Annotated in this window: 20 protein-coding genes; 9 read left to right on the top strand and 11 right to left on the bottom strand. The window is 57.3% G+C overall.

The window, feature by feature from the left end; all coding sequences use genetic code 11:
* Positions 1-49 precede the first annotated feature (49 nt).
* Positions 50-865: an inositol monophosphatase family protein gene (locus tag GRI91_RS03060; RefSeq protein WP_160735126.1), complete on the bottom strand. Its 816-nt coding sequence runs from the start codon at positions 863-865 to the stop codon at positions 50-52.
* Entirely contained in the window at positions 862-2088 is a 1227-nt protein-coding gene (gene argJ / locus GRI91_RS03055; protein ID WP_160735125.1) for a bifunctional glutamate N-acetyltransferase/amino-acid acetyltransferase ArgJ, read from the bottom strand. The genes GRI91_RS03060 and argJ overlap by 4 nt, the downstream gene beginning before the upstream one ends.
* 87 nt (positions 2089-2175) lie before the next feature.
* Between argJ and GRI91_RS03050 the strand changes: the two genes are divergently transcribed.
* From GRI91_RS03050 to GRI91_RS03040, 3 genes are all read left to right on the top strand, one after another.
* Entirely contained in the window at positions 2176-2448 is a 273-nt protein-coding gene (locus tag GRI91_RS03050; RefSeq protein ID WP_160735124.1) for a hypothetical protein, read from the top strand.
* A 90-nt stretch (positions 2449-2538) separates the two neighbouring features.
* Positions 2539-5289, top strand: a complete 2751-nt coding sequence (secA, locus tag GRI91_RS03045) for a preprotein translocase subunit SecA (RefSeq protein ID WP_160735123.1) — start codon at positions 2539-2541, stop codon at positions 5287-5289.
* A 189-nt stretch (positions 5290-5478) separates the two neighbouring features.
* Complete coding sequence (locus GRI91_RS03040) at positions 5479-6672, top strand: MFS transporter (protein WP_160735122.1); 1194 nt, start codon at positions 5479-5481, stop codon at positions 6670-6672.
* Positions 6673-6683: 11 nt separating this feature from the next.
* On the opposite strand, the gene GRI91_RS03035 is transcribed toward GRI91_RS03040, so the two are convergent.
* Entirely contained in the window at positions 6684-8147 is a 1464-nt protein-coding gene (locus GRI91_RS03035; RefSeq protein ID WP_337190305.1) for an MFS transporter, read from the bottom strand.
* Positions 8148-8267: 120 nt separating this feature from the next.
* A complete protein-coding gene (locus GRI91_RS03030; RefSeq protein ID WP_160735121.1) occupies positions 8268-8645 on the bottom strand; it encodes a DUF4168 domain-containing protein in 378 nt (125 codons plus the stop codon).
* 206 nt (positions 8646-8851) lie between these two features.
* Here GRI91_RS03030 and GRI91_RS03025 point away from each other — a divergent pair, with 206 nt between their 5' ends.
* Complete coding sequence (locus GRI91_RS03025) at positions 8852-9319, top strand: ATP-dependent zinc protease family protein (protein WP_237437605.1); 468 nt, start codon at positions 8852-8854, stop codon at positions 9317-9319.
* Positions 9316-10221 (top strand): 30S ribosomal protein S6--L-glutamate ligase, encoded by a 906-nt coding sequence (gene rimK, locus GRI91_RS03020; protein ID WP_160735120.1) that lies wholly within the window; start codon positions 9316-9318, stop codon positions 10219-10221. The genes GRI91_RS03025 and rimK overlap by 4 nt, the downstream gene beginning before the upstream one ends.
* A gap of 3 nt (positions 10222-10224) precedes the next feature.
* Here the strand turns inward: rimK and GRI91_RS03015 are convergent, their stop codons facing one another.
* From GRI91_RS03015 to GRI91_RS02990, 6 genes are all read right to left on the bottom strand, one after another.
* Entirely contained in the window at positions 10225-11679 is a 1455-nt protein-coding gene (locus GRI91_RS03015; protein ID WP_160735119.1) for an AMP nucleosidase, read from the bottom strand.
* A 115-nt stretch (positions 11680-11794) separates the two neighbouring features.
* Entirely contained in the window at positions 11795-12409 is a 615-nt protein-coding gene (gene rplI / locus GRI91_RS03010; protein ID WP_160735118.1) for a 50S ribosomal protein L9, read from the bottom strand.
* Between the two features lie 11 nt (positions 12410-12420).
* Positions 12421-12645 (bottom strand): 30S ribosomal protein S18, encoded by a 225-nt coding sequence (rpsR, locus tag GRI91_RS03005; protein ID WP_160735117.1) that lies wholly within the window; start codon positions 12643-12645, stop codon positions 12421-12423.
* Positions 12645-13001: a 30S ribosomal protein S6 gene (gene rpsF, locus GRI91_RS03000; RefSeq protein WP_160735116.1), complete on the bottom strand. Its 357-nt coding sequence runs from the start codon at positions 12999-13001 to the stop codon at positions 12645-12647. The genes rpsR and rpsF overlap by 1 nt, the downstream gene beginning before the upstream one ends.
* 179 nt (positions 13002-13180) lie before the next feature.
* The gene (locus GRI91_RS02995; RefSeq protein ID WP_237437604.1) at positions 13181-13681 is read right to left on the bottom strand and encodes a hypothetical protein; all 501 of its coding nucleotides are present in this window, start codon (positions 13679-13681) and stop codon (positions 13181-13183) included.
* Positions 13682-13850: 169 nt separating this feature from the next.
* Complete coding sequence (locus GRI91_RS02990; protein WP_160735115.1) at positions 13851-15275, bottom strand: glutamate ligase domain-containing protein; 1425 nt, start codon at positions 15273-15275, stop codon at positions 13851-13853.
* A gap of 112 nt (positions 15276-15387) precedes the next feature.
* Here GRI91_RS02990 and GRI91_RS02985 point away from each other — a divergent pair, with 112 nt between their 5' ends.
* The 4 genes from GRI91_RS02985 to dnaN all read left to right on the top strand — a co-directional run bounded on the left by GRI91_RS02985 (position 15388) and on the right by dnaN (position 19248).
* A complete protein-coding gene (locus tag GRI91_RS02985; RefSeq protein WP_160735114.1) occupies positions 15388-16215 on the top strand; it encodes an LD-carboxypeptidase in 828 nt (275 codons plus the stop codon).
* 26 nt (positions 16216-16241) lie between these two features.
* The gene (gene fabD / locus GRI91_RS02980) at positions 16242-17177 is read left to right on the top strand and encodes an ACP S-malonyltransferase (protein WP_160735113.1); all 936 of its coding nucleotides are present in this window, start codon (positions 16242-16244) and stop codon (positions 17175-17177) included.
* A gap of 2 nt (positions 17178-17179) precedes the next feature.
* On the top strand, positions 17180-17932 hold the full coding sequence (gene fabG, locus GRI91_RS02975) for a 3-oxoacyl-[acyl-carrier-protein] reductase (RefSeq protein WP_160735112.1): 753 nt from the start codon (positions 17180-17182) through the stop codon (positions 17930-17932).
* A gap of 188 nt (positions 17933-18120) precedes the next feature.
* On the top strand, positions 18121-19248 hold the full coding sequence (gene dnaN / locus GRI91_RS02970) for a DNA polymerase III subunit beta (RefSeq protein ID WP_160735111.1): 1128 nt from the start codon (positions 18121-18123) through the stop codon (positions 19246-19248).
* 21 nt (positions 19249-19269) lie between these two features.
* Here dnaN and GRI91_RS02965 read toward each other — a convergent pair whose 3' ends face one another.
* Positions 19270-20577, bottom strand: a complete 1308-nt coding sequence (locus tag GRI91_RS02965) for an FAD-dependent oxidoreductase (protein WP_160735110.1) — start codon at positions 20575-20577, stop codon at positions 19270-19272.
* Between the last annotated feature and the right edge of the window lie 62 nt (positions 20578-20639).

Genomic DNA, 20639 nt, shown 5'->3' with positions numbered 1-20639 from the left:
TGAGGCACAAGGGCCGGGGCGAGTGTTGCACATCGCCCCGGCTGCTTTCTTATTCCTCAGGTGAATAGCCAGCTTTCGTCAGCCGCTCGGTAATTTCGTCGAACAGGGCAGAGCTGGCGGCGCCAACCATGCCTTTGCGCTGACTGTCCACCCGGTATGCGCTGCCATCCAGTCTGGCGCATTTTCCGCCCGCTTCATTCAGAAACAGCGCGCCTGCCGCGTGATCCCACGCCAATGTGCGTTGATAGATGGCGGCATCATGGTCGCCAAATGTCACCAGCGGATATTGCTCGCCCGCACATCCCGGAGCATCCGCCACGGAATAATGCGGCGCGATTTCCCGTTCAAACAAATCTCTTTGGTGCGGCTGCATGTAGGATGTCATGGCAGCAAGGCGGGGCGGCTCAGTGCCGCTGAGCTTCGCTGAGATAGGCTCACCATCCACTTTGGCGCCTTTGCCCAGCGTGGCATGACACAGCCGGTCGCGCTGCGGGTCGTAAATCCATGCGCCCTGCGTAATCCCCGCATCGGCCAGCGCCACCATCAGCACGAAGGGGCCGGTGCCACTGGCAAAATTGCGGGTGCCATCGATCGGGTCGATGATCCAGCACAAATCCGACAATCCGCGAAGAACTGCGGGGTCCGCAAATGCAGCCTCCTCCCCAACGATGGCCGCTTCTGGCAGAAGCTTGTGCAATCCTTCGCTGAGCATGGCCTCGGCTTCACGATCGGCAATGGTCACCGGGTCATCCACGGCTTTCTGAATAATCTCGTCATCAGCCAGATTGTGATAACGGGGCATGACGACGGTTTCTGCGGTATGCCGCATCAGCGCCAATATCTCGCGATCGAGTGTGCCGCTCATGAGCGATAATCCGCGTTGATCTCGATATAGCCGTGGGTGAGATCACAGGTCCAGATTTCAGCCCGGCCTTCTCCCAGACCAAGATCAACCTCCAACGTCACTTCGCGGCCCTCAAGATGTTTCGCCACCGGCGTTTCATCATAATCGGGCAGTGGCTGGCCTTCACGCGCCATCCAGATGCCGCCGAAGCCGATCGACAATTTGTCTCTATCGGCCGGTTCACCGGCTTTTCCGACGGCCATGACCACGCGGCCCCAATTGGCATCTCCGCCCGCTATGGCGGTTTTGACCAGCGGCGAATTGGCAATCGCCAGACCCACCCGGCGCGCGCTTTCATCGCTCACTGCGCCGGATACGCGCACTTCGATAAATTTCTGCGCGCCTTCTCCGTCTCTGACCACCAGATGGGCAAGCTGGCGGCAAATGTCTTCCAGCGCAGCGATAAAGGCATCAGCGCCGGGGTCATCGGCATCGGTCAGCGGCATGTTGCCCGCTTTGCCCGTTGCGAAGGCAAGTACGGTGTCGCTGGTGGAGGTATCGCTATCCACCGTGATGGCGTTGAAGCTACCCTTCGTCGCTTGTGACAGAGCGCATTGCAGAAAGGTGGGTGAAACGGCGGCATCGGTAAAGATATAGCCGAGCATGGTCGCCATATCCGGCGCGATCATGCCGCTGCCTTTGATGATGGCGGTGAATTCGATCCTCTGATCCCCGATCATGGCCGATACTGTGGCGCCCTTGGCAAATGTATCGGTGGTCCCGATCGTGTCCGCTGCATCGCGCCAGCTGCAAGGGCTGGTCTCTAGAACAGCTTCTACCCCGGCTGCGGCTTTGTCTTTGGGGAGCGGAACACCGATGACACCCGTGGAAGAGACGAACACCTGTTCGCGCGGGCAGGCGAGGTGCTCTGCCACCTGATCCATGATCTGTTCGACCGCTTCACGGCCCCGATATCCGGTAAAGGCATTGGAATTGCCAGCATTGACGATCAAAGCCCGTGCGCGGCCTGCCGCCACATTCTCGCGGCCTATTTCGACTTCGCTTGAACAACATATATTGCGCGTGAAAACACCGGCGACAGCGGTGCCTTCAGCCAGTTCCACATAGGTGAGATCACAGCGATCCCAATCCTTGTATTGGGCGCGGGCAATACGCGGAGTCACCCCATCTATGTCTGGCATATCGGGGAAGGGCAGGGCGAGCGGTGAGCGACTGAGATCCATAGATCTGCCTTAATAGGAGGAATGCACAAGGTAAACGCGCTTTCACGGTGGACGAATTGATGCAGAGTGCCTATCTCGCAGAGCGAAATGCTTCGCCAGCTTCTAACAATCCTTGCCGTGATCACGGGTCTTGCTGCCAGCGCAGCGCCTGCCCATGCGCAAGTGGAGCGGGTGCAGAACGTGCATCTGCAAAGCGAAGCTGCCCCCGAACAAATCGTGGCTCTGCCTGCGCAAGCCGGAACCAGCCGTGCGGCCCGCTTGCGCAAGCCTGTGCAACTGCCCGCTTTCGGCATTGCGCCCGATTTTGCCATTGCCAGTGCAGTGGCTGTTCGCATCCGGATTGATCGCGCGCACGAATAACGCGCTGCATTCCCTTAGATCTATTTTTTCAGGCTGCCTTCGCCATGACGATGCGGCCATTGCCCCCATTATATCTGATTAGGAAACGCCATGTTCGGTGCGCTCGCCAAAACCATTTTCGGTTCTTCCAATGACCGCTACGTTAAATCGCTCGATAAAGTTGTTTCAAAGATCAATGATCTTGAGCCTGAAATCGAGGCTTTGTCCGATGAACAGCTGAAGGCGCAGACGGATAAATTCCGCGCGCAGCTGGAAAATGGGGACGGCTTCGACGCTATTCTGCCTGAAGCTTTCGCCACGGTGCGTGAGGCATCACGGCGCGTGCTGGGAATGCGGCATTTCGATGTGCAGATGGTCGGCGGGATCGTGCTTCATCGCGGTGAAATTGCCGAAATGCGCACGGGTGAAGGTAAGACGCTGGTCGCCACGCTTGCCGTCTATCTCAACGCGATTGAAGGCAAGGGCGCGCATGTCGTCACCGTCAACGATTACCTGGCCGCGCGTGACGCGGAAACGATGGGGCGCGTCTATAATTTCCTTGGTCTGAGCGTCGGCGTTATCGTGCCCAATCTGGGTGAGCAGGCGCGCCGGGAGGCCTATGCTGCCGATATTACCTACGGTACCAATAATGAATTCGGCTTCGATTATCTGCGTGATAATATGAAGCATGAGCGCGCCCAGATGGTGCAGCGCCCCTTCAACTACGCCTTGATCGATGAGGTCGATTCGATCCTGATCGACGAGGCACGGACGCCGCTGATCATTTCCGGTCCGACCGAGGACAAGTCCGATCTCTATATCTCGATCGACAAGGTGGTGAAGAGCATCGACCCTGAATGGTATGAGGCGGACGAAAAGACCAAGAACATCACCCTGACCGAAGATGGGGTGGAGGAAATTGAGAAACTGTTCACGTCGGAAGGCCTGCTGGAAACCGACAATCTCTATGATGTCGAGAATACGCAGGTGGTCCACCACATGGACCAGGCTCTCAAAGCCAACATCATGTTCAAGCGCGATACCGATTATATCGTGAAGGACAGCAAGGTCGTCATCATCGACGAATTTACCGGCCGCATGATGGATGGTCGCCGCTGGTCCAATGGCTTGCATCAGGCGGTCGAGGCCAAGGAAGGCGTGAAGATCGAGCCGGAAAATCAAACGCTTGCATCGATTACTTTCCAGAATTTCTTCCGCATGTATCCCAAGCTCGCCGGCATGACCGGTACGGCGGCCACCGAAGCGGCCGAGTTCTGGGACATTTACAAGATGAATGTCGTGACCATCCCCACCAATCTGCCGATTGCGCGAATTGATGAGGAAGACGAATTCTACAAGAATACCAACGACAAGTTCCGCGCCATCGCCAAGGGTATTCGGGACAAATATGAGATCGGCCAGCCCGTTCTGGTCGGTACTGTGTCGATCGAAAAGTCGGAGCTTTTGTCCGAATTCCTCACTCAGGAAGGCGTGAAGCACAATGTGCTCAATGCCCGCTTCCACGAGATGGAAGCGCATATCGTGGCGCAGGCGGGCCGATTGGGTGCAGTGACCATTGCCACCAATATGGCCGGCCGCGGCACCGACATTCAGCTGGGCGGTAATGTCGATTTTCTGATCGAAGATCAGTGCGGACAGATGGAGGATGGTCCGGAACGGGATGCCGCCATCGCCCGCATCAAGGAAGAAGTGGCCGCAGAACGCGAGAAGGTTCTGGAAGCTGGTGGCCTGTTCGTACTCGGCACAGAGCGGCATGAAAGCCGGCGGATCGATAATCAGCTGCGTGGCCGATCGGGCCGTCAGGGTGACCCGGGGCTGTCGCGTTTCTATCTCTGTCTTGAAGATGATCTTCTGCGCATTTTCGGGCCGGATACGCTCTTTTCAAAGATGATGAACTCCAACCTCGCCGATGGTGAGGCGATTGGGTCAAAGTGGCTCTCCAAGGCGATCGAAACCGCCCAGAAGAAGGTCGAAGCACGCAATTACGACATGCGTAAGCAGGTCGTTGAATACGACAATGTGATGAATGATCAGCGAAAGGTCATTTACGAGCAGCGCGCGGAAATCATGGATAGCGAGCGTGTCGATGATGTTGTTCTGGAAATGCGTCAGGACGCCATCAACGCGATCGTGGCCGAATCCTGCCCGCCCGGTTCCTATCCTGAACAATGGAATGTGGCCGTGCTGAAGGAAAAGGTGGAAGATGTTCTGGGGCTAACTCCGCCAATTGATGACTGGCTGGAAGAAGAGGCTGTCGAGCCGGAACTGATCGAGGAGCGGCTGCAGCAGCAGGCTGACGACGTGATGCAGGCCAAAATGGCTGAAGCCGAAGATTCGATCTGGCGTCAGGTCGAAAAGAGCGTGCTTCTGGGGCAGCTTGATCATCACTGGAAAGAGCATCTGGCGACGCTGGATTCGCTGCGTCAGGTGGTATCGCTACGGGCCTATGCGCAAAAGACGCCGATCAATGAATATAAGCAGGAAGCCTTCGGCCTGTTTGAAAACATGCTGGAGAAAATCCGGGAAGACGTCACGCGTATTCTGCTCACCAGCCAGTTGCGCATGAGCGCACCGCCACCGCCGGTTGATCTGCCGGAACTGCCGGATTTCCTGACCGGTCATATCGACCCGATGTTTGGGACCGATAATGCCGATAGTTCGTCGCGCCCCACCGGTGCAGAGGCAATTCTTGGGTCGCTGGCCGGCAGTCCGCGCGCTTCATTCGGCTCCGGCGGAACCAACAGAGAAAATCCTTATGCCGATCAGCGGGTCAGCCGGAATGCGCCGTGTCCCTGCGGTTCAGGGAATAAATACAAACATTGTCACGGCGCTGCCGATTGATGATGAGCTTGGGGAAAATGCCCGCTTCTGAACAGGAAGCGGGTTTTCCACCATTATAACAACTGTTATGGTCATCTCTGAGGAGAGGGTGAATGACCATATCAAGCAGCCGGCGTCCCAGCCGGTCTATTTCGTGTGCAGGCGCATCCTGCGACTTCCGGATTTCGTTCAATGTCAGGACGGCGTTTGATGGATAAGCGTCTTCCGCCGCTGCTGGTCGCGGTCTTTATTAATATTGCCGGTTTCAGCCTGATTCTGCCATTGCTGCCCTTTTTCGGGCAGATATTCGATGCCGGACCGTTTGGCATTTCACTGCTTTTTGCGGCCTATTCCTTCGGCAATATCTTTGGCGAGATCCATTGGGGCCGCCAGTCGGATATATGGGGCCGGCGGAAGGTTCTGTTCGTCACGACCTTTTGTGCCGGGCTTAGCTATTTTGCCTTCGCCTTCGCGCCCGATCTTTACTGGGCGATCGCCATCCGGATTGTCAGTGGCTTCTTCTCCGGCACGATGAGCGTCGCGCAGGGCTTTATCGCCGACGTCTCAACCCCAGAGAAACGTGCGAAGACCATGGGTTTCTTTGGTGCATCCTTCAGTCTTGGCTTCGCCTTCGGCCCGGTAATTGGCGGCTTGCTCGCAGGGGATGGGGCCACTGCGGCCAGTTTCCGATTGCCGATCTTCATTGCTGGCGGTTTTTCGGTTTTGGCGTCCCTATGGTGCCTGCTGGTCCTGCGAAACGTCGTGGCGCCAAAGGGGAAAGGCGCTCCGCTGCCCAAATATAGCGAAGCTTTCGCCTTTGTTGGCTCACAGCCTTTGCTCCTGCGCCTGTTCATGATCGGGTTCCTCGGCATAGCGGCCTTCGCTTCGATGGAAGCGATCTATGGCCTGTGGAGCGAGGAGAATTTTGGCTGGGGGGCGCATGATCTGGGCTTTGCCTTCCTGGCGATCGGTGCCGGTGGCTTTCTGGCGCAAGTTGTCCTCATCGGCCCGTTGGTAAGCCGCTTTGGCGAGGCGCGCGTCATCATGGGTGGGCTTTTCCTTCTGGCCCTGTCCATGGTGCTGCAGCCTGTTATCCGCTTGCCCGTTTCCGGTGTGGTGCTGATGGGGATGCTGATGGCAGGCCACAGTTTGGCTTTCCCGATTTCGGGTGCCTTGATTTCACGCAACACCCCCCCGGACAGGCAGGGCGGCACAATGGGGCTGTTGATGGCGACCAATGCGCTTGGCCGGATCATGGCGCCGCCGATTTTCGGCCTGATCTACGAAGCGATTTCGCATGATTCGCCCTGGTATATTGGCGCTGTGATGATCGGTTTCGCGGTGATCATATCCTGGCAGGTGATCCGGATTACTGACCAGAAAAAGGCGCAGGAAACAGCGTAATTCCAGGCCGCTCAGTGCCAACTGAGCGGCTTGGCTACGTCTTCCAGCGGTTTTCGCTCGGCTGCTATTCCGTAAAATACGGTCACGATACTCGCCAAAATCATCAGCGCGGCCCCGAAAAGATAGCCGAGCAGAACCTGTGAGCGGGATCCGCTTTCTATCAACATGCCGAACACCCATGGAGCGGCGGCGCCTAAAAGCGTCCCGAGCGCATAGAAGACAGCAATCGCCAAGGCGCGTATCTCCAGCGGAAAACTCTCTGCCGCTGTCAGATAGGCCGCCGATGCTGCGGCCGAGGCGAAAAAGAAGGTCATGCTCCAACACAGCGTTTGCGTGGTGGCGGTGAGCCAGCCGGCGGCAAAGGCAAAACCGGTAGCCGCCAGCAACAAACCGGAGAGCCCGTAAGTCAGAATAATCATGGGGCGGCGACCCCAGCTATCGAAAAAATGCCCCAGCAGCAGCGGCCCCAAGGCATTACCGGCAGCAAAAGGCAGAATATAATACCCTACATGGGCGCTCGGCACGCTGTAGAAATCGGTCAGCATCATCGCATAGGTGAAGAAGATCGCATTGTAGAAGAATGCCTGTGCAGCCATCAATATCAGGCAGTAAAACGTGCGCTTGGGATAGGTGTGGAACAGGGTTCTGAACACGTCCCCCATGCTGGTCGACTGGCGGGGAGTGCTACGCTGGGCAGAGGCCGCAACGGGAGGCAGCCGATGCCCTTCGGCCTGGATACGCTTCTCGATTGCGGTGATGATGTGTTCGGCCTCTTGCGCTCGTCCGTGATTGGCCAGCCAGCGCGGGCTTTCCGGTAAGAACCGCCGCAGAACGAGAATGACCAGACCGATCGCTGCGCCGCCAAAAAATGCCAGCCGCCAGCCAATTTCGGGATCGATGAAGCGTGGGTCTAGTAGCAGTATGGAAGCGCCGCTGGCCAGCGCCGCCCCGACCCAGAAACTGCCATTGATGACCAGATCGGTCCAACCGCGGCGGCGCGCTGGAATCAGTTCCTGTATCGCGGAATTGATGGCCGAATACTCGCCGCCAATACCTGCCCCCGTAAGGAACCGCATCACCGCAAAGCTCGGCAAATCCCATGTAAAAGCGGTGCCAGCGGTCGCAATCAGATAAAGGCCAAGAGTGATCGAAAAGAGCTTTTTTCGGCCCCATCGGTCGGTCAGCCAACCGAAAAACAGCGCCCCTGCAACTGCACCAACCAGATAGGCTGAATTGGCCAACCCGACATCCGAGGCGCTGAATTGCAGGACGGGGCTCTCGCGCAGGGCACCCGCCACAGATCCGGCGATCGTTACTTCAAGCCCGTCGAGAATCCAAGTGATGCCCAATGCAATCACTACCAGCCAGTGAAACCGGCTCCATGGAAGACGGTCCAGCCGTGCGGGCAGGGCACTGGCGCTTTTTTGGGTATCGCCGTCAACCGGGCTTGGGGCAGTGTGTGATGAAATAAGCACCCTCCGTAAGCGTTAAGCTACAGTCAGGTCACTGATCATCAAGTGTAATTTTGCGCGTCAGACATAGTAAAGGGGCCAGCCCTTGCGGACCGGCCCCTTCGATAAAGTAAGCTGGAGGTTTTAGTCAGCCGGGGCTGCGGAATCAGCCGGTGCGGCGGCGGGGGTCTGCGCGGCAACTTGCGCGGAAATCCGTTCCTGCAATGCAGGGTCGCTGCGCGACTGCTGCGCAATGGCGTTAAATCGGGCTGGTGCCAGGCCAGACCCTTCTACCGCGGCAACCATTGCCGTCTGCTTTGCTTCAGCCGTAATGCTATCGTCGGACTGAATGCCCATGATCTTGACATAGGCGCCAGCGAATTGCGCCACTTCGGCGTCGCTAACACCTTGTTCGGCACTTTCAGTCGCAGGATTTGCGGTATCCGCGGCGGCTTCTTGCGCGAAAGCCGAAGCGGGAAGCGTGAGTGCCAGTGCAGCGAAAAAGCCAGTTGTCTTGTTCATAAAAATTCTCTCCTTTGCGGGAAGAACGCAGATGATCGAGGTCGGGGCCAGCGTAAAGCTGTCTAATAGACAGGCCGTGTTGCGAGTAGGGCCGAAAGTGCTTTTCCGGCCAGATTGCGCCGATGTGACGATGGCCCTGCAATTATATCGCTGCCTCCGCGTTTTATTCGCTTCCCGCAAATCCCGTCATGGGGTAAATTGAGGGCATGAAAATCGAGCCAGTTTCAGGCATGCATTTGGTCGGCTGGCGCGAATATGCGGCACTGCCAGAATTGGGCGTGCAGCGCCTGCCTGCAAAAATAGATACCGGAGCGCGCACCAGTTCGCTGCACGCTGCGAATATAGAACTATTTGATCGTGATGAGGAAAGCTGGGTGCGCTTCGAGCTCGAGTTCGATGGCCGGACACTGCTTTGCGAAGCCCCGAAGGTTGCCCGCCGTTCCATCACCAGTTCGAACGGTCAGACCCAGCGGCGGCTGATAATCAAAACGGTTTTGCGGCTTGGAAATGAACAGTTCCGGGCCGAATTCAGCCTGGCCGATCGCAGCGATATGACATTTCCGCTGCTGATCGGGCGGACATCTTTGCGTCACAGGTTCCTGGTAGATTCAGGACGATCCTATCTTGTGTCGGATTCACCCGAGACCGGACGGATGAAAGGTCTCTTTACATGAAAATCGCCATGCTGGCGCGTAACCCCAATCTCTATTCCCACCGGCGCCTGGTGGAGGCAGCGGAGCAGAGGGGGCACGAGATCGACATCCTCAATACGCTCAGGGTCAATCTCAATATCACCTCCCACCGGCCTGAAGCCTATTACAATGGTGAGAAGCTGGGCCCTTATGATGCGGTGATCCCGCGTATTGGCGCCTCGATCACCTTTTATGGTCTCGCTGTTTTGCGGCAATTCGAAATGATGAGCGTCTGGCCGCTTAATGAAAGTGTGGCCATTGGCCGAAGCCGGGACAAATTGCGCAGCATGCAATTGCTGGCCAAGGCCGGTCTGGGCCTGCCCGTCACCGCTTTCGCGCATGACCCCAAGCAGGCAGCGGAAGTCATCCGCATGGTCGGCGGCGCACCGGTTGTGATCAAGCTGCTGGAGGGGACGCAGGGTATTGGCGTGGTGCTGGGCGAAACCGAGAAATCGGCGAAGTCGGTGATCGAGGCGTTTCGCGGTGCCAATGTGAATATTCTCGTGCAGGAATTCATCAAGGAAGCCGGTGGCAGTGACATTCGCGCTCTTGTGGTCGGCGGTAAGGTTGTCGCGGCCATGAAGCGGACGGGGGCTGCGGGCGATTTTCGCAGCAATCTGCACCGCGGCGGCAGTGCGGAACTGGTCAAGATTACGCCTGAGGAGCGCTCAACCGCAGTGCGCGCTGCCAAGCGGATGGGCCTGAATGTTTGCGGCGTGGACATGCTCCGCAGCAATCACGGACCGGTGATCATGGAAGTGAACAGCTCCCCCGGGCTGGAAGGCATCGAAAAAGCGACCGGCAAGGATATTGCCGGCCGCATTATCGAATTTATCGAGGCGAGTTATCAGCCCGGTAAAACGGCCACCAAGGGCAAGGGCTGATACTTATCTGAACGGCGGTTCGTTAAAGGCGCGCAATTTGCGGCTGTGAAGGCTCGGGCCTTCTGCGCGAAGCAATTCACAGCTGCGTATTCCGATCTGGAGATGGGCCGCAATCGCTTCTTCATAAAAACGGTTGGCCTGGCCGGGCAGCTTGATTTCACCATGCAGCGGCTTGTCCGAAACGCACAGCAGCGTGCCATAGGGCACGCGGAAGCGATATCCCTGCGCCGCGATCGTTGCGCTTTCCATTTCGATTCCCACGGCACGGCTTTGGGACAGGCGCTGCGCGGTTTGCGAATAGCGCAATTCCCAATTCCGGTCATCGGTCGTCACCACGGTGCCGGTCCGCATGCGCTGTTTGAGATCTGGTCCATGGGTGCCGCTGACCTGCTCTGCCGCCAGCGCCAGTGCGCGCTGTACTTCGGCAATGGCGGGCAGGGGGATTTCAGGCGGCAGCACATCATCCAATATGTGGTCATCACGCAGATATGCATGGGCCAGCACGAAGTCGCCGATCCGTTGGCTCGGCCGCAATCCTCCGCAATGGCCGATCATCAACCAGGCCTCCGGCCGCAAAACGGCGAGGTGATCGGTGATGGTTTTTGCGTTGCTGGGGCCGACACCGATATTGACCAACGTTATGCCGGAGCGATTTTCGCCAATCAGATGATAGGCTGGCATCTGGTGCCGCCGCCATGCCGTGTCGGACAATTGTGACCGGGCATTTTTCGTGGCGCTGGTAATATTGAGGCCGCCTGCACCCGCCAGCGCGGTATAACCATCGGAGCCGAGCTGTTCCGCTGCCCAGTCGACAAATTCGTCCACATAACGGTGGTAATTGGTGAACAGGACATAGCGCTGAAAGTCTTCGGGTCTGGTGCCGGTATAATGCGCCAGCCGTGCGAGCGAGAAATCGGTGCGCAATCCATCGAACAAGGATAGCGGCATTGGACCTTGCCCCATATTTGCGGGGTCTTCCAGATCGATCCCATCGGCGATGCTGTCACCGATCAAAGCAAGGTCAGTTGTGGGGAAGTATCGGGCCAGTTCCTGCGGGCGCACCGTATTCATGGAGGCGCCATGCGCCCCGTCCAGCACATAAGGAAACGGGATCTCCTGACGCGACGGGCGCACGTCAATCTCGACGGTGTAATCTTCCTGCAGCAAATCGAGCTGTTCGCTCAGATAATCACTGAACAATTCCGGACGCGTGACGGTGGTGGAATACGACCCGTCAATATTCAACCGGCCATAGGCGCGGGAGCGAGTGGATACTGGCCCGGTGGAGCGGTGCTGCAGCACCAGTTCGGGATAGCAATAGCTGCCATCATTGCGCCGCTCTGCGGGCGGGATGGTGCCATTGTTCACATAGTCGAGAATATCGCCGCGCAATTGGTCCACGGCAGTGTCATAGATCGCGCGAATCCGGGCAATCACATTTTGGCTTGTTTCGGTCATGCCGATAAGTAGCGCCAAAATTCTTGCATTTCAAAGGCATCATGCAGGCCGCCCATATGAAAAAAGCGCGGATAGCTCTCGCCATCCGCGCTTTTTCAAAAGAAACTGGAAAAGATCAGCCTTCGGCGTTTTCTTCTTCAGCGCTTTCCTCAAGCATTTCCTCGGGCAGTTCGCCGGGTTCTGCATTGGGGTCTTTTTCTTCGGTGAAGCCTTCGATCTGTGCCTGATCGTCTTCGAACATCTGTTGCATCACGTCGACGCCCTGGCTCTGAAGCTCTGCTTCGTCGTCCGAACGCGCGACATTGGCTTTTACCGTCACGTGAACTTCAGGGTGAAGAGCAACGCGAACATCGGTCATGCCGATGGTCTTGATCGGGCGTTCGAGCACGATCTGCGACTTGTTCACGTCATGGCCCTGTTCAACCAGCTTGTCGGCGATGTCGCGGACACTGACAGAACCATAAAGCTGGCCGGCATTGGACGATGCACGGATCAGGATGATTTCTGCGCCTTCGATGCTCTTGCCCTGCTCTTCAGCAGCGGTGCGCTTCTCGGCATTTTCCTGTTCCAGGCGTTCGCGATTGGCTTCGAAAACCTTCTTGTTGTTTTCGTTCGCGCGCAGGGCCTTCTTGTTGGGAAGAAGGAAATTGCGGGCGTAGCCGTCACGCACGGTGACAACATCACCGATCGAGCCGAGCTTTTCGATACGTTCGAGGAGAATGATATTCATGTGTCTTCTCCTTACTTCACGACATAGGGCAGAAGGCCCAGGTGACGTGCGCGCTTGATGGCCTTGGAGAGCTCACGCTGCTTCTTGGCTGAAACGGCCGTGATACGGCTCGGGACGATCTTGCCGCGTTCGGACATGAAGCCCTGCAGCAGGCGAACGTCTTTGTAATCAATGACCGGTGCGTTCTTTGCAGAGAACGGGCAGGTCTTGCGACGACGGAAAAACGGACGTGCCATTAGCTGTCTCCTCCACGGCGCTTACGATCACGATCGTTTTTGCGCATCATGACCGAGGGGCCGCTTTCTTGTTCTTCAACGGCGATGGTGAGCCAGCGGATCACGTCTTCATTGAGACGGTTCTGACGCTCGAGCTCGGCAACCAGCGAACCGGGGCCTTCGATGTTGAGCATCACGAAATGCGCCTTGCGATTGCGGTCAATCTTGTAGGCGAGGTTCTTGAGGCCCCAGGTTTCGGTCTTGGTAACTTTACCGTCGTTCTTTTCGACGATTTCCGTAGCGGCTGCCGCAAGGGCGTCGACCTGACTTTGGCTCAGATCTTGGCGCGCCAGGAAAACATGCTCATAAAGAGCCATGCTCCATGTCCTTTCACTATCTACCGATCGCTGACCTTCGCGCGGATCGCGAGAGGCCCCTCCGGCTTTCTTCAAAATTCCAGCCGGATTCGTTTACAAATCCTGCAGGCTGGAAAGCGGCGCTCATAAACCCCTGCCGGGTAAATGCAAGCGCCGACTGTCTTTCAGCATCTCCGGTTTCAGAATTTTGCCTGTAAACCGGCAGCAATATAGCCGTCACCGATATTCCCCTTCAGATTCATCACGGGCAGAAGGGGATAGGACACGGTTGCGTAAGGGCGCACATCATCGTCGATCCGGGCGCCGAGGCCGAGAGTGAGTGACATCGGAATGGAATAGCTGGCCTCGACCCGGCCAAAGGCGCTGACCGACGTGCTGTCGCAATTGTCATCATCAACGAAATTGCCCGTCCGACCATCGCGGCAACCGCTGCTGCCGCCATCATTGTCTTCGAAATAGCGCGGATCATCATCGTCATGCACGAACAGGCCGGCGCCGGGGGTGAGTGAAAACCCACCCGACTGATAGATCGCATAATTGGCGCCGAATTCACCGCCCCAATCACCGTCTTCCTTGGCCACATTGGCATCCACGGAAACCTGCGCCAGGGCAGGGGTTGCGCTGAGAAATACGCAAAGCGGCGCGGCGGCGGCGGCGAGATAGCGGGCGGAAAGGGTCATTTCTGTTTCCAGTTACATTTTTGTTGTGCGAACCGTTGTGGTTGGGGTTCCATAACTGCGAATGCATGCAGAGGAAATCGCAGCGGACACGGCGTATCGCAAACCAGCATCGGCCTGTCTTCCGTCTCCAATCCATGTCTGAATCACCGCGAGCGGTTATAGAATCAGCTTAGCTAATTTTCTGCAGAAGATCGGCGGCGAAATGCGACAAAGTATCGTCGCGCGCACCCATTATGACGATCCGGTCACCGGGGAGGGCCATTTCGGCCAACCTTTCACCGCATTCTTTCCGGGAGGCAATATAATCCGCCGTACCGCCACTATCGCGAATACGCTGGACAATACGCTCGCTCCCTTCGCTGCGATCAACCGTACCACCAAAATATACCGGATCGCATAGGATCGTCCGGTCATCCGGACCGAGCAATTTGGCAAACGTCTCGGCCAGTTCATTGCCCATCTGGCGCAGCGGTCCATATCCGTGGGGCTGGAAAAACGCCAGAATGCGCCCATCATGCTGTTTCAAGGTTCGTAAAGTCGCGGCGCACTTCTCAGGATTGTGACCAAAGTCGTCGATCACCGTAATTCCCGACGGCGACGTGCCGACAATATCGAATCTGCGCGCAAGGCCCGTAAAAGAGCCGAGCGCATCAATTGCGTCTTCCACACTGACACCGGCTGCAACGGCTCCGGCAATCGCCGCGAGGGCATTGGCGAGGTTATGACGGCCGGGCATGTTGAGATGCAGGCCGTATCCCGTGTCACTCTCACGATCGACGATCAGCGCGGCAATGGCGGTTGGTGTCTGGGAAATGGAGCCCGGCTCAACCCCGATTCGTGCGGAGGGGTCATCAATGGCAAAAGTGATGGCATCGGGGCGTCCCTCCGCCAACCATTGGCTTTCATCATTATCCAGATTAACGGCGGCAAACTGGCCTGCCTGAAGGAAATTGCGAAACAGCACGCGCAATTGCTCGATACTTTTGTGATCGAGGCTGACATTGAGCAACACGGAAACAGTCGGGCGATAGAGTGCAATAGACCCATCGCTTTCATCGACTTCGCTGACAAATACATCACCCGATCCAACCCGCGCACTGGCGAAGGGAGCGGCGTCAGAAACGTAGTTCTTCATCACCGCGCCGTTCATGATCGTGGGGTCATTGCCGGTGCGATCCAGAATCCAGCCCAGCATTCCGGTGACGGTACTCTTGCCGGAAGTGCCCGCTATCCCGATCGATATCGGCGCGGAGTTGAACAGGCGTGACAGCAGTTCTGCCCGGGTCAGGCGCGCGCATCCAAGCTCTTGCGCACGGACCACTTCGGGCACCGTGTCTTCGACAGCGGCGGATGCCACCAATGTCTGGTCACCGCTTGTTATGCCACTGCCATCCTGTGGGAACAGCGTGAAACCTCGCTTCTCAAGCGAGGCAAACTTTTCCGGAGATCTACCCTGATCGAAACTGCGGTCAGACCCCGCCACCTGCGCGCCTTTTGCGCGTAAAATGGTGGCGAGCGGAAGCATGCCCGACCCCCCAATGCCGCAAAAGAACCATGGGTGCGCCGTCAAATCGGTCGGAAGAACGTCTGTCATATGGATTTGATTAGAGGCAAGCTGCCACGCGATCAATTGGGTGTCGCTGCATTTGCTGGATAACCGGTGTCAAACGGGTGACGGGGCCGGCAGAGCAAGCTAGGCAGGGTGGATGACAAGCATCGCGATTTGCGCCCCGGCGACATCTCTGACCCGTGAAAGAGCGCGAGAGACCGCTGCGCTGGCGGCTGCCGAATTTCCGGATGTTACGCTGCATTTCCACGAGCAGTGTTTTTTGAGCGATGGTCATTTTGCCGGCTCGGATTCCGCCCGTCTGGAAGCCTTTGTCGAATGCGCGAATGATCCGGCTATGGATGCCCTATGGTTCGCGCGCGGCGGATATGGCGGCAATCGAATTGCTGAGCAGGCGATTTCCCGGCTTGGTGATGCAGCGAAAAAGAAGGTTTTTCTGGGCTATTCCGACAGCGGTTATCTGTTGGCGGCGCTTTATCGTGCAGGGGTCGGACGACCGGTGCATGGGCCGATGGTGGTGGATGGCAGCCGTGAGCGGGGCGAGGGTGCCATTCGCCGTGCACTGGCTTTTCTGTCGGGCGATATGTCGGGTCTGGAGCCTTCATTGGATGGTCAGCCTGCAGCCGCCTTCAACCTGATCACGCTTGCTATGCTTTCGGGCACGGATCTCATGCCGGATCTGGCAGGTCATGTGGTCATGCTGGAGGAAGTATCAGAGCATCTTTATGCCGTTGACCGCCTGTTTTTCCACGTCACTCAGAATTTGCGTGATTGTGCGGGAATTCGTCTGGGCAGGATTAGCGCGGTCCCGGAAAATGATCGCGATTTTGGCCAGACAGCTGAGGAAATCGCGCAATATTGGTGCGAGCGAAATGACCTTCCCTATCTTGGCAGGGCCGATATTGGCCATGATGCTGACAATAAAATCGTGCCCTTTGGCCTTGCGCAAGGGGCCAGCCGCCCATAACGGGCGCGGCATTCTAGGAGGATTTGATGCGAGCATTTGTATTCCCGGGGCAGGGTAGCCAGAAAGTTGGCATGGGTGCTGATCTGGCTGCGGCCAGTCCCGCTGCGCGCGAAGTGTTTGAAGAAGTGGATGAGGCTCTGTCGCAGAACCTCTCGCGCCTGATGCGTGAAGGGCCGGAGAGTGACCTCACTCTGACCGAAAATGCACAGCCGGCAATCATGGCGAATGCCATCGCCACTTTGCGCGTGCTGGAAAAAGAAGCTGGTATTTCGATCGCCGACAAGGGGGAATGTGTCGCAGGCCATTCGCTGGGCGAATATACCGCTTTGTGCGCGGTTGGTGCGTTTTCACTGGGCGATACGGCGCGGCTGCTGAAGCTGCGCGGGCAGGCGATGCAGGCTGCAGTGCCTGTTGGCGAAGGCGCGATGTGCGCTTTGCTGGGCGCTGACATAGCCAAGGCTACGGCGCTCGCCGAAGCGGCGGCCGAAGGTCAGGTCTGCGAAGTCGCCAATGATAATGACCCGGGGCAGGTCGTGCTTTCCGGCCATCGTGAAGCAATCGAACGCGCGGTGGCCATGGTCAAGGATCATGGCATCAAGCGCGGTGTCTTGCTGCCGGTTTCGGCCCCTTTTCATTGCTCGCTGATGCAACCCGCCGCCGATGCGATGGCTGAAGCACTCGAAAAGACCCCGCCGCAGGCGATGCATTTGCCGGTCTATTCCAATGTGACGGCTGCACTGACCAGCGATGCGGCGCAGGAACGCGAATTGCTGGTTCAGCAAATTTGCGGCCGGGTTCGCTGGCGCGAAAGCGTGATCGCGATGGCTGAGGCTGAAATCACCCAATTCGTTGAAGTTGGCGGTAAGGTTGTCGGACCGATGATCGGCCGCACGGTGAAAGACGTCAGCGTGCAAAGTGTCATCACGATGGAAGACATCGAAAATTTGATAAAGGAGATTTGAGGGTGTTCGATCTGACAGGCATGACGGCGCTGGTAACCGGCGCCTCCGGGGGGATCGGCTCCTCTATCGCGCGTTCGCTTGCGAAACAGGGCGCGCGGATCGCGCTTTCTGGTTCGAATAGTGACAAGTTGCGTGCATTTCGCGCCGAGCTCAATGACGAATTTCCGCATGATCATGTGGAGGTGACCTGCAATTTGTCCGACACCACGCAGGTTGAAGAGCTGGTCCCGGCTGCCGTGGATACGCTCGGCAAGCTCGATATTCTGGTAAACAATGCCGGCATCACGCGGGACAATTTGTCTATGCGGATGAAGGATGAGGAATTCGAACAGGTTCTGAAAATCAATCTCGAGGCGGCTTTTCGCCTGATGCGCGGGGCAACCCGCCCGATGATGAAGGCGCGTTTTGGCCGGATGATCAACATCACCAGTGTGGTGGGCGCGACCGGCAATCCGGGGCAGGCCAATTACGCTGCGGCGAAGGCCGGGCTGGTCGGCATGTCGAAGAGCATGGCGCAGGAACTGGCCGCGCGGGGCATTACCGTGAATTGCGTGGCCCCTGGGTTCATCCGTACAGCCATGACCGAGGTTTTGCCCGACGCTCAGAAAGACGCGCTCAATGCCCGGATTCCGATGGGCCGCATGGGTGAGGGCGATGAGATTGGCGCCGCTGTTGCCTATCTGGCGTCGAAAGAGGCTGGTTATATTACCGGTCAGACGCTGCATGTGAATGGCGGAATGGCAATGTTCTCATAAGTTGGAATGGGGAAATCGGCCCTGAATAGTAAAAAAAGGGCCGGTTTTCCTTAGATTTATCCCCAAGCAATCTACTTTGCCGGGGATTGGCGCTTGTGACATGGCGCATCAGCGCTAAGGATTGCAGGCCATGCAATACGCGCAACAGGCGATTCCGTCGCCGGCGCAGAAGGGGATCGAAAGGAACCATGAAGGCCACGATCGAACGCGCGACGCTGCTTCGCTGTCTGTCCCATGTCCAGTCCGTGGTGGAACGGCGCAACACGATTCCTATCTTGTCCAATGTCCTGATCGAAGCGGATGCCTCAGGCACGCTGAAGATCATGGCGACGGATCTCGATCTTCAGGTGGTGGAAAGCCTCTCTGCGGTTGCGGTGGAAACATCCGGCGCAATCACGGTTTCCGCGCATCTGCTGTTCGACATTGCCCGCAAACTGCCCGATGGCAGCCAGGTCAGTCTGGAAGCAGCCGATAACCGCATGACCGTAAAGGCGGGGCGTAGCCGCTTCTCCCTGCCTACACTGCCGCGGGATGATTTCCCGGTAATCGTGGAAGGCGATTTGCCGACCAGCTTCGCTATTCCTGCGAAATTGCTGGCGGAAATGATCGACCGGACCCGTTTTGCGATTTCTACCGAGGAAACACGCTATTACCTCAACGGCATTTTCCTGCATGTCGCAGAAGATGACGAACCGGTGTTGAAAGCGGCGGCGACCGACGGCCATCGTCTGGCCCGGTTCACCGTGCCGCGCCCGGAAGGGGCCGAGGGCATGCCCGACGTCATCGTTCCGCGCAAAGCCATTGGCGAATTGCGCAAGCTGCTTGAAGAAGCGCTGGATGGAAATGTGCAGGTCGATCTTTCGGCGAGCAAGATCCGCTTCTCCATGGGTGGTGAAGGCGGCGTGACGCTGACCAGCAAATTGATCGACGGGACATTCCCCGATTATTCGCGGGTTATTCCGACCGGCAATGACAAGCTTCTCAAAATCGATCCGCGCAGCTTCTATGAAGGTGTGGACCGCGTGGCGACCATCGCCACTGAGAAGACCCGCGCTGTTAAAATGGGGCTCGATACCGACAAGGTTACGCTTTCGGTGACATCGCCTGACAATGGCGCGGCGGCCGAAGAAGTCCCGGCATCCTATTCCTCCGATGGCTTTGAGATTGGATTTAACGCCAATTATCTCAAGGATATATTGGGCCAGATTGATGGAGATTCTGTCGAATTGCATCTGGCCGATGCGGGGGCGCCGACATTGATCCGCAAAAATGACAAGAGCCCCGCGCTCTATGTCCTGATGCCGATGCGGGTCTGACGCCCGCATCGATTTGCTACATTAATGGGGCGCATTTGCGGCCCTGATCATTTCAGCAATATCCGTGAATTTTTCTCGAGGAGATCCGTCGCGTGCGGCGGTCTCCTCGGCCTCTTCGATTTTCTTCCAATTCTGGAAGGTCACGATTTCGAGGTCCTTTTTCTGTGCGAGCCGGTCGAAGCCAGCACGGCCTTCTTTGCCGGAACCTGTCTCTGGCAGCTCAGCGGCGATTCTGTCGATCACGGCATAACCGTCTGGGCGGTTGGTGCCGATTGTGCCCGTGGGGCCGCGCCGCGCCCAGCCGACGCAATAGAGCCCCGGTGATATAAGCCCGTCGTCATTGGCAAAGCGTCCTCCGCGGTCATCATAGGGGACGCCGGGAAGCATGCTTGTGCGATAGCCGATAGCGCTCACTACGAGCGATGCCGGTATGCTGACTGTCTCGCCCGTTCCTGTCAGCTTATCACCCTCAAGACGGGTCCGTTCGACAAGCATGGTTTCAGTCGCTTGCGCGCCTTTGATTTCCTGAGGTCGGACCCAGAACATGAATTCGACTTTCAATGGCTTGTCCGGCGCGTTTTCTTGGGCAAATTCACGCAGCAGAGTCACTGATTTCCGCAAGCCGGGATCGAGATCCTGATCGCTGTCTACTGGCGGAAAATCGTCAGGGTCGAGACAGGGGGCCGCGCGCTGCAGTTTGCCGAGTTCGGCAAGTTCCTTCGGCGTCATCCGAATGTCATGGGGGCCGCGCCGCCCAAGAAAGATGATCCGTTTTATATTGGACCTGTTGAGCTGCTCCAATGCGTTGGCGGTGATGTCGCTGCCGGCAAATTCTTCATCGGTCTTGGACAGAATGCGGGCAATATCGAGCGCGACATTGCCCATCCCGATGATGACGGCGGTCTCTCCAGACAGATCGGGGTCGAGATCGGTGAATTGCGGATGCCCGTTATACCAACCGACAAAGGCGGCACTGCCAAATACATTGCCCAGATCCTGTCCGGGCAGATCAAGCGTGCGGTCCTGCGGTGCCCCTGTCGCCAGGATCACGGCATCATAGAGGTCGTGCAGCTCGGCAATTGTCACATCCTCGCCAATGGAAACATTGCCGACGAAGCGCACATTGTCGGTCAGCGCCGTTTTCTCATAACGCCGGGCGACACCTTTGATCGATTGGTGATCAGGCGCCACACCGCTGCGTATCAGGCCAAAGGGCACTGGCAATCGGTCAAAAATATCGACCCGTACATCGTCGCCAAAGGCTTTTTGCGCCGCTTCGGCAGAGTAATAGCCGGCAGGCCCGGAACCGATAATCGCCAAATGCCGCATTTTCGTCCTCTCATGTGATATTTATAAGTCTAAGCCGAACACATTCACCTGCCAATGTTTCA

It is taken from the genome of Altericroceibacterium endophyticum (assembly GCF_009827595.1).
In the GTDB taxonomy this organism is placed as follows: Bacteria; Pseudomonadota; Alphaproteobacteria; order Sphingomonadales; family Sphingomonadaceae; genus Altericroceibacterium; species Altericroceibacterium endophyticum.
Note: the sequence above shows the minus strand (reverse complement) of the source record. Positions and strands in the feature narration are given on the sequence as shown.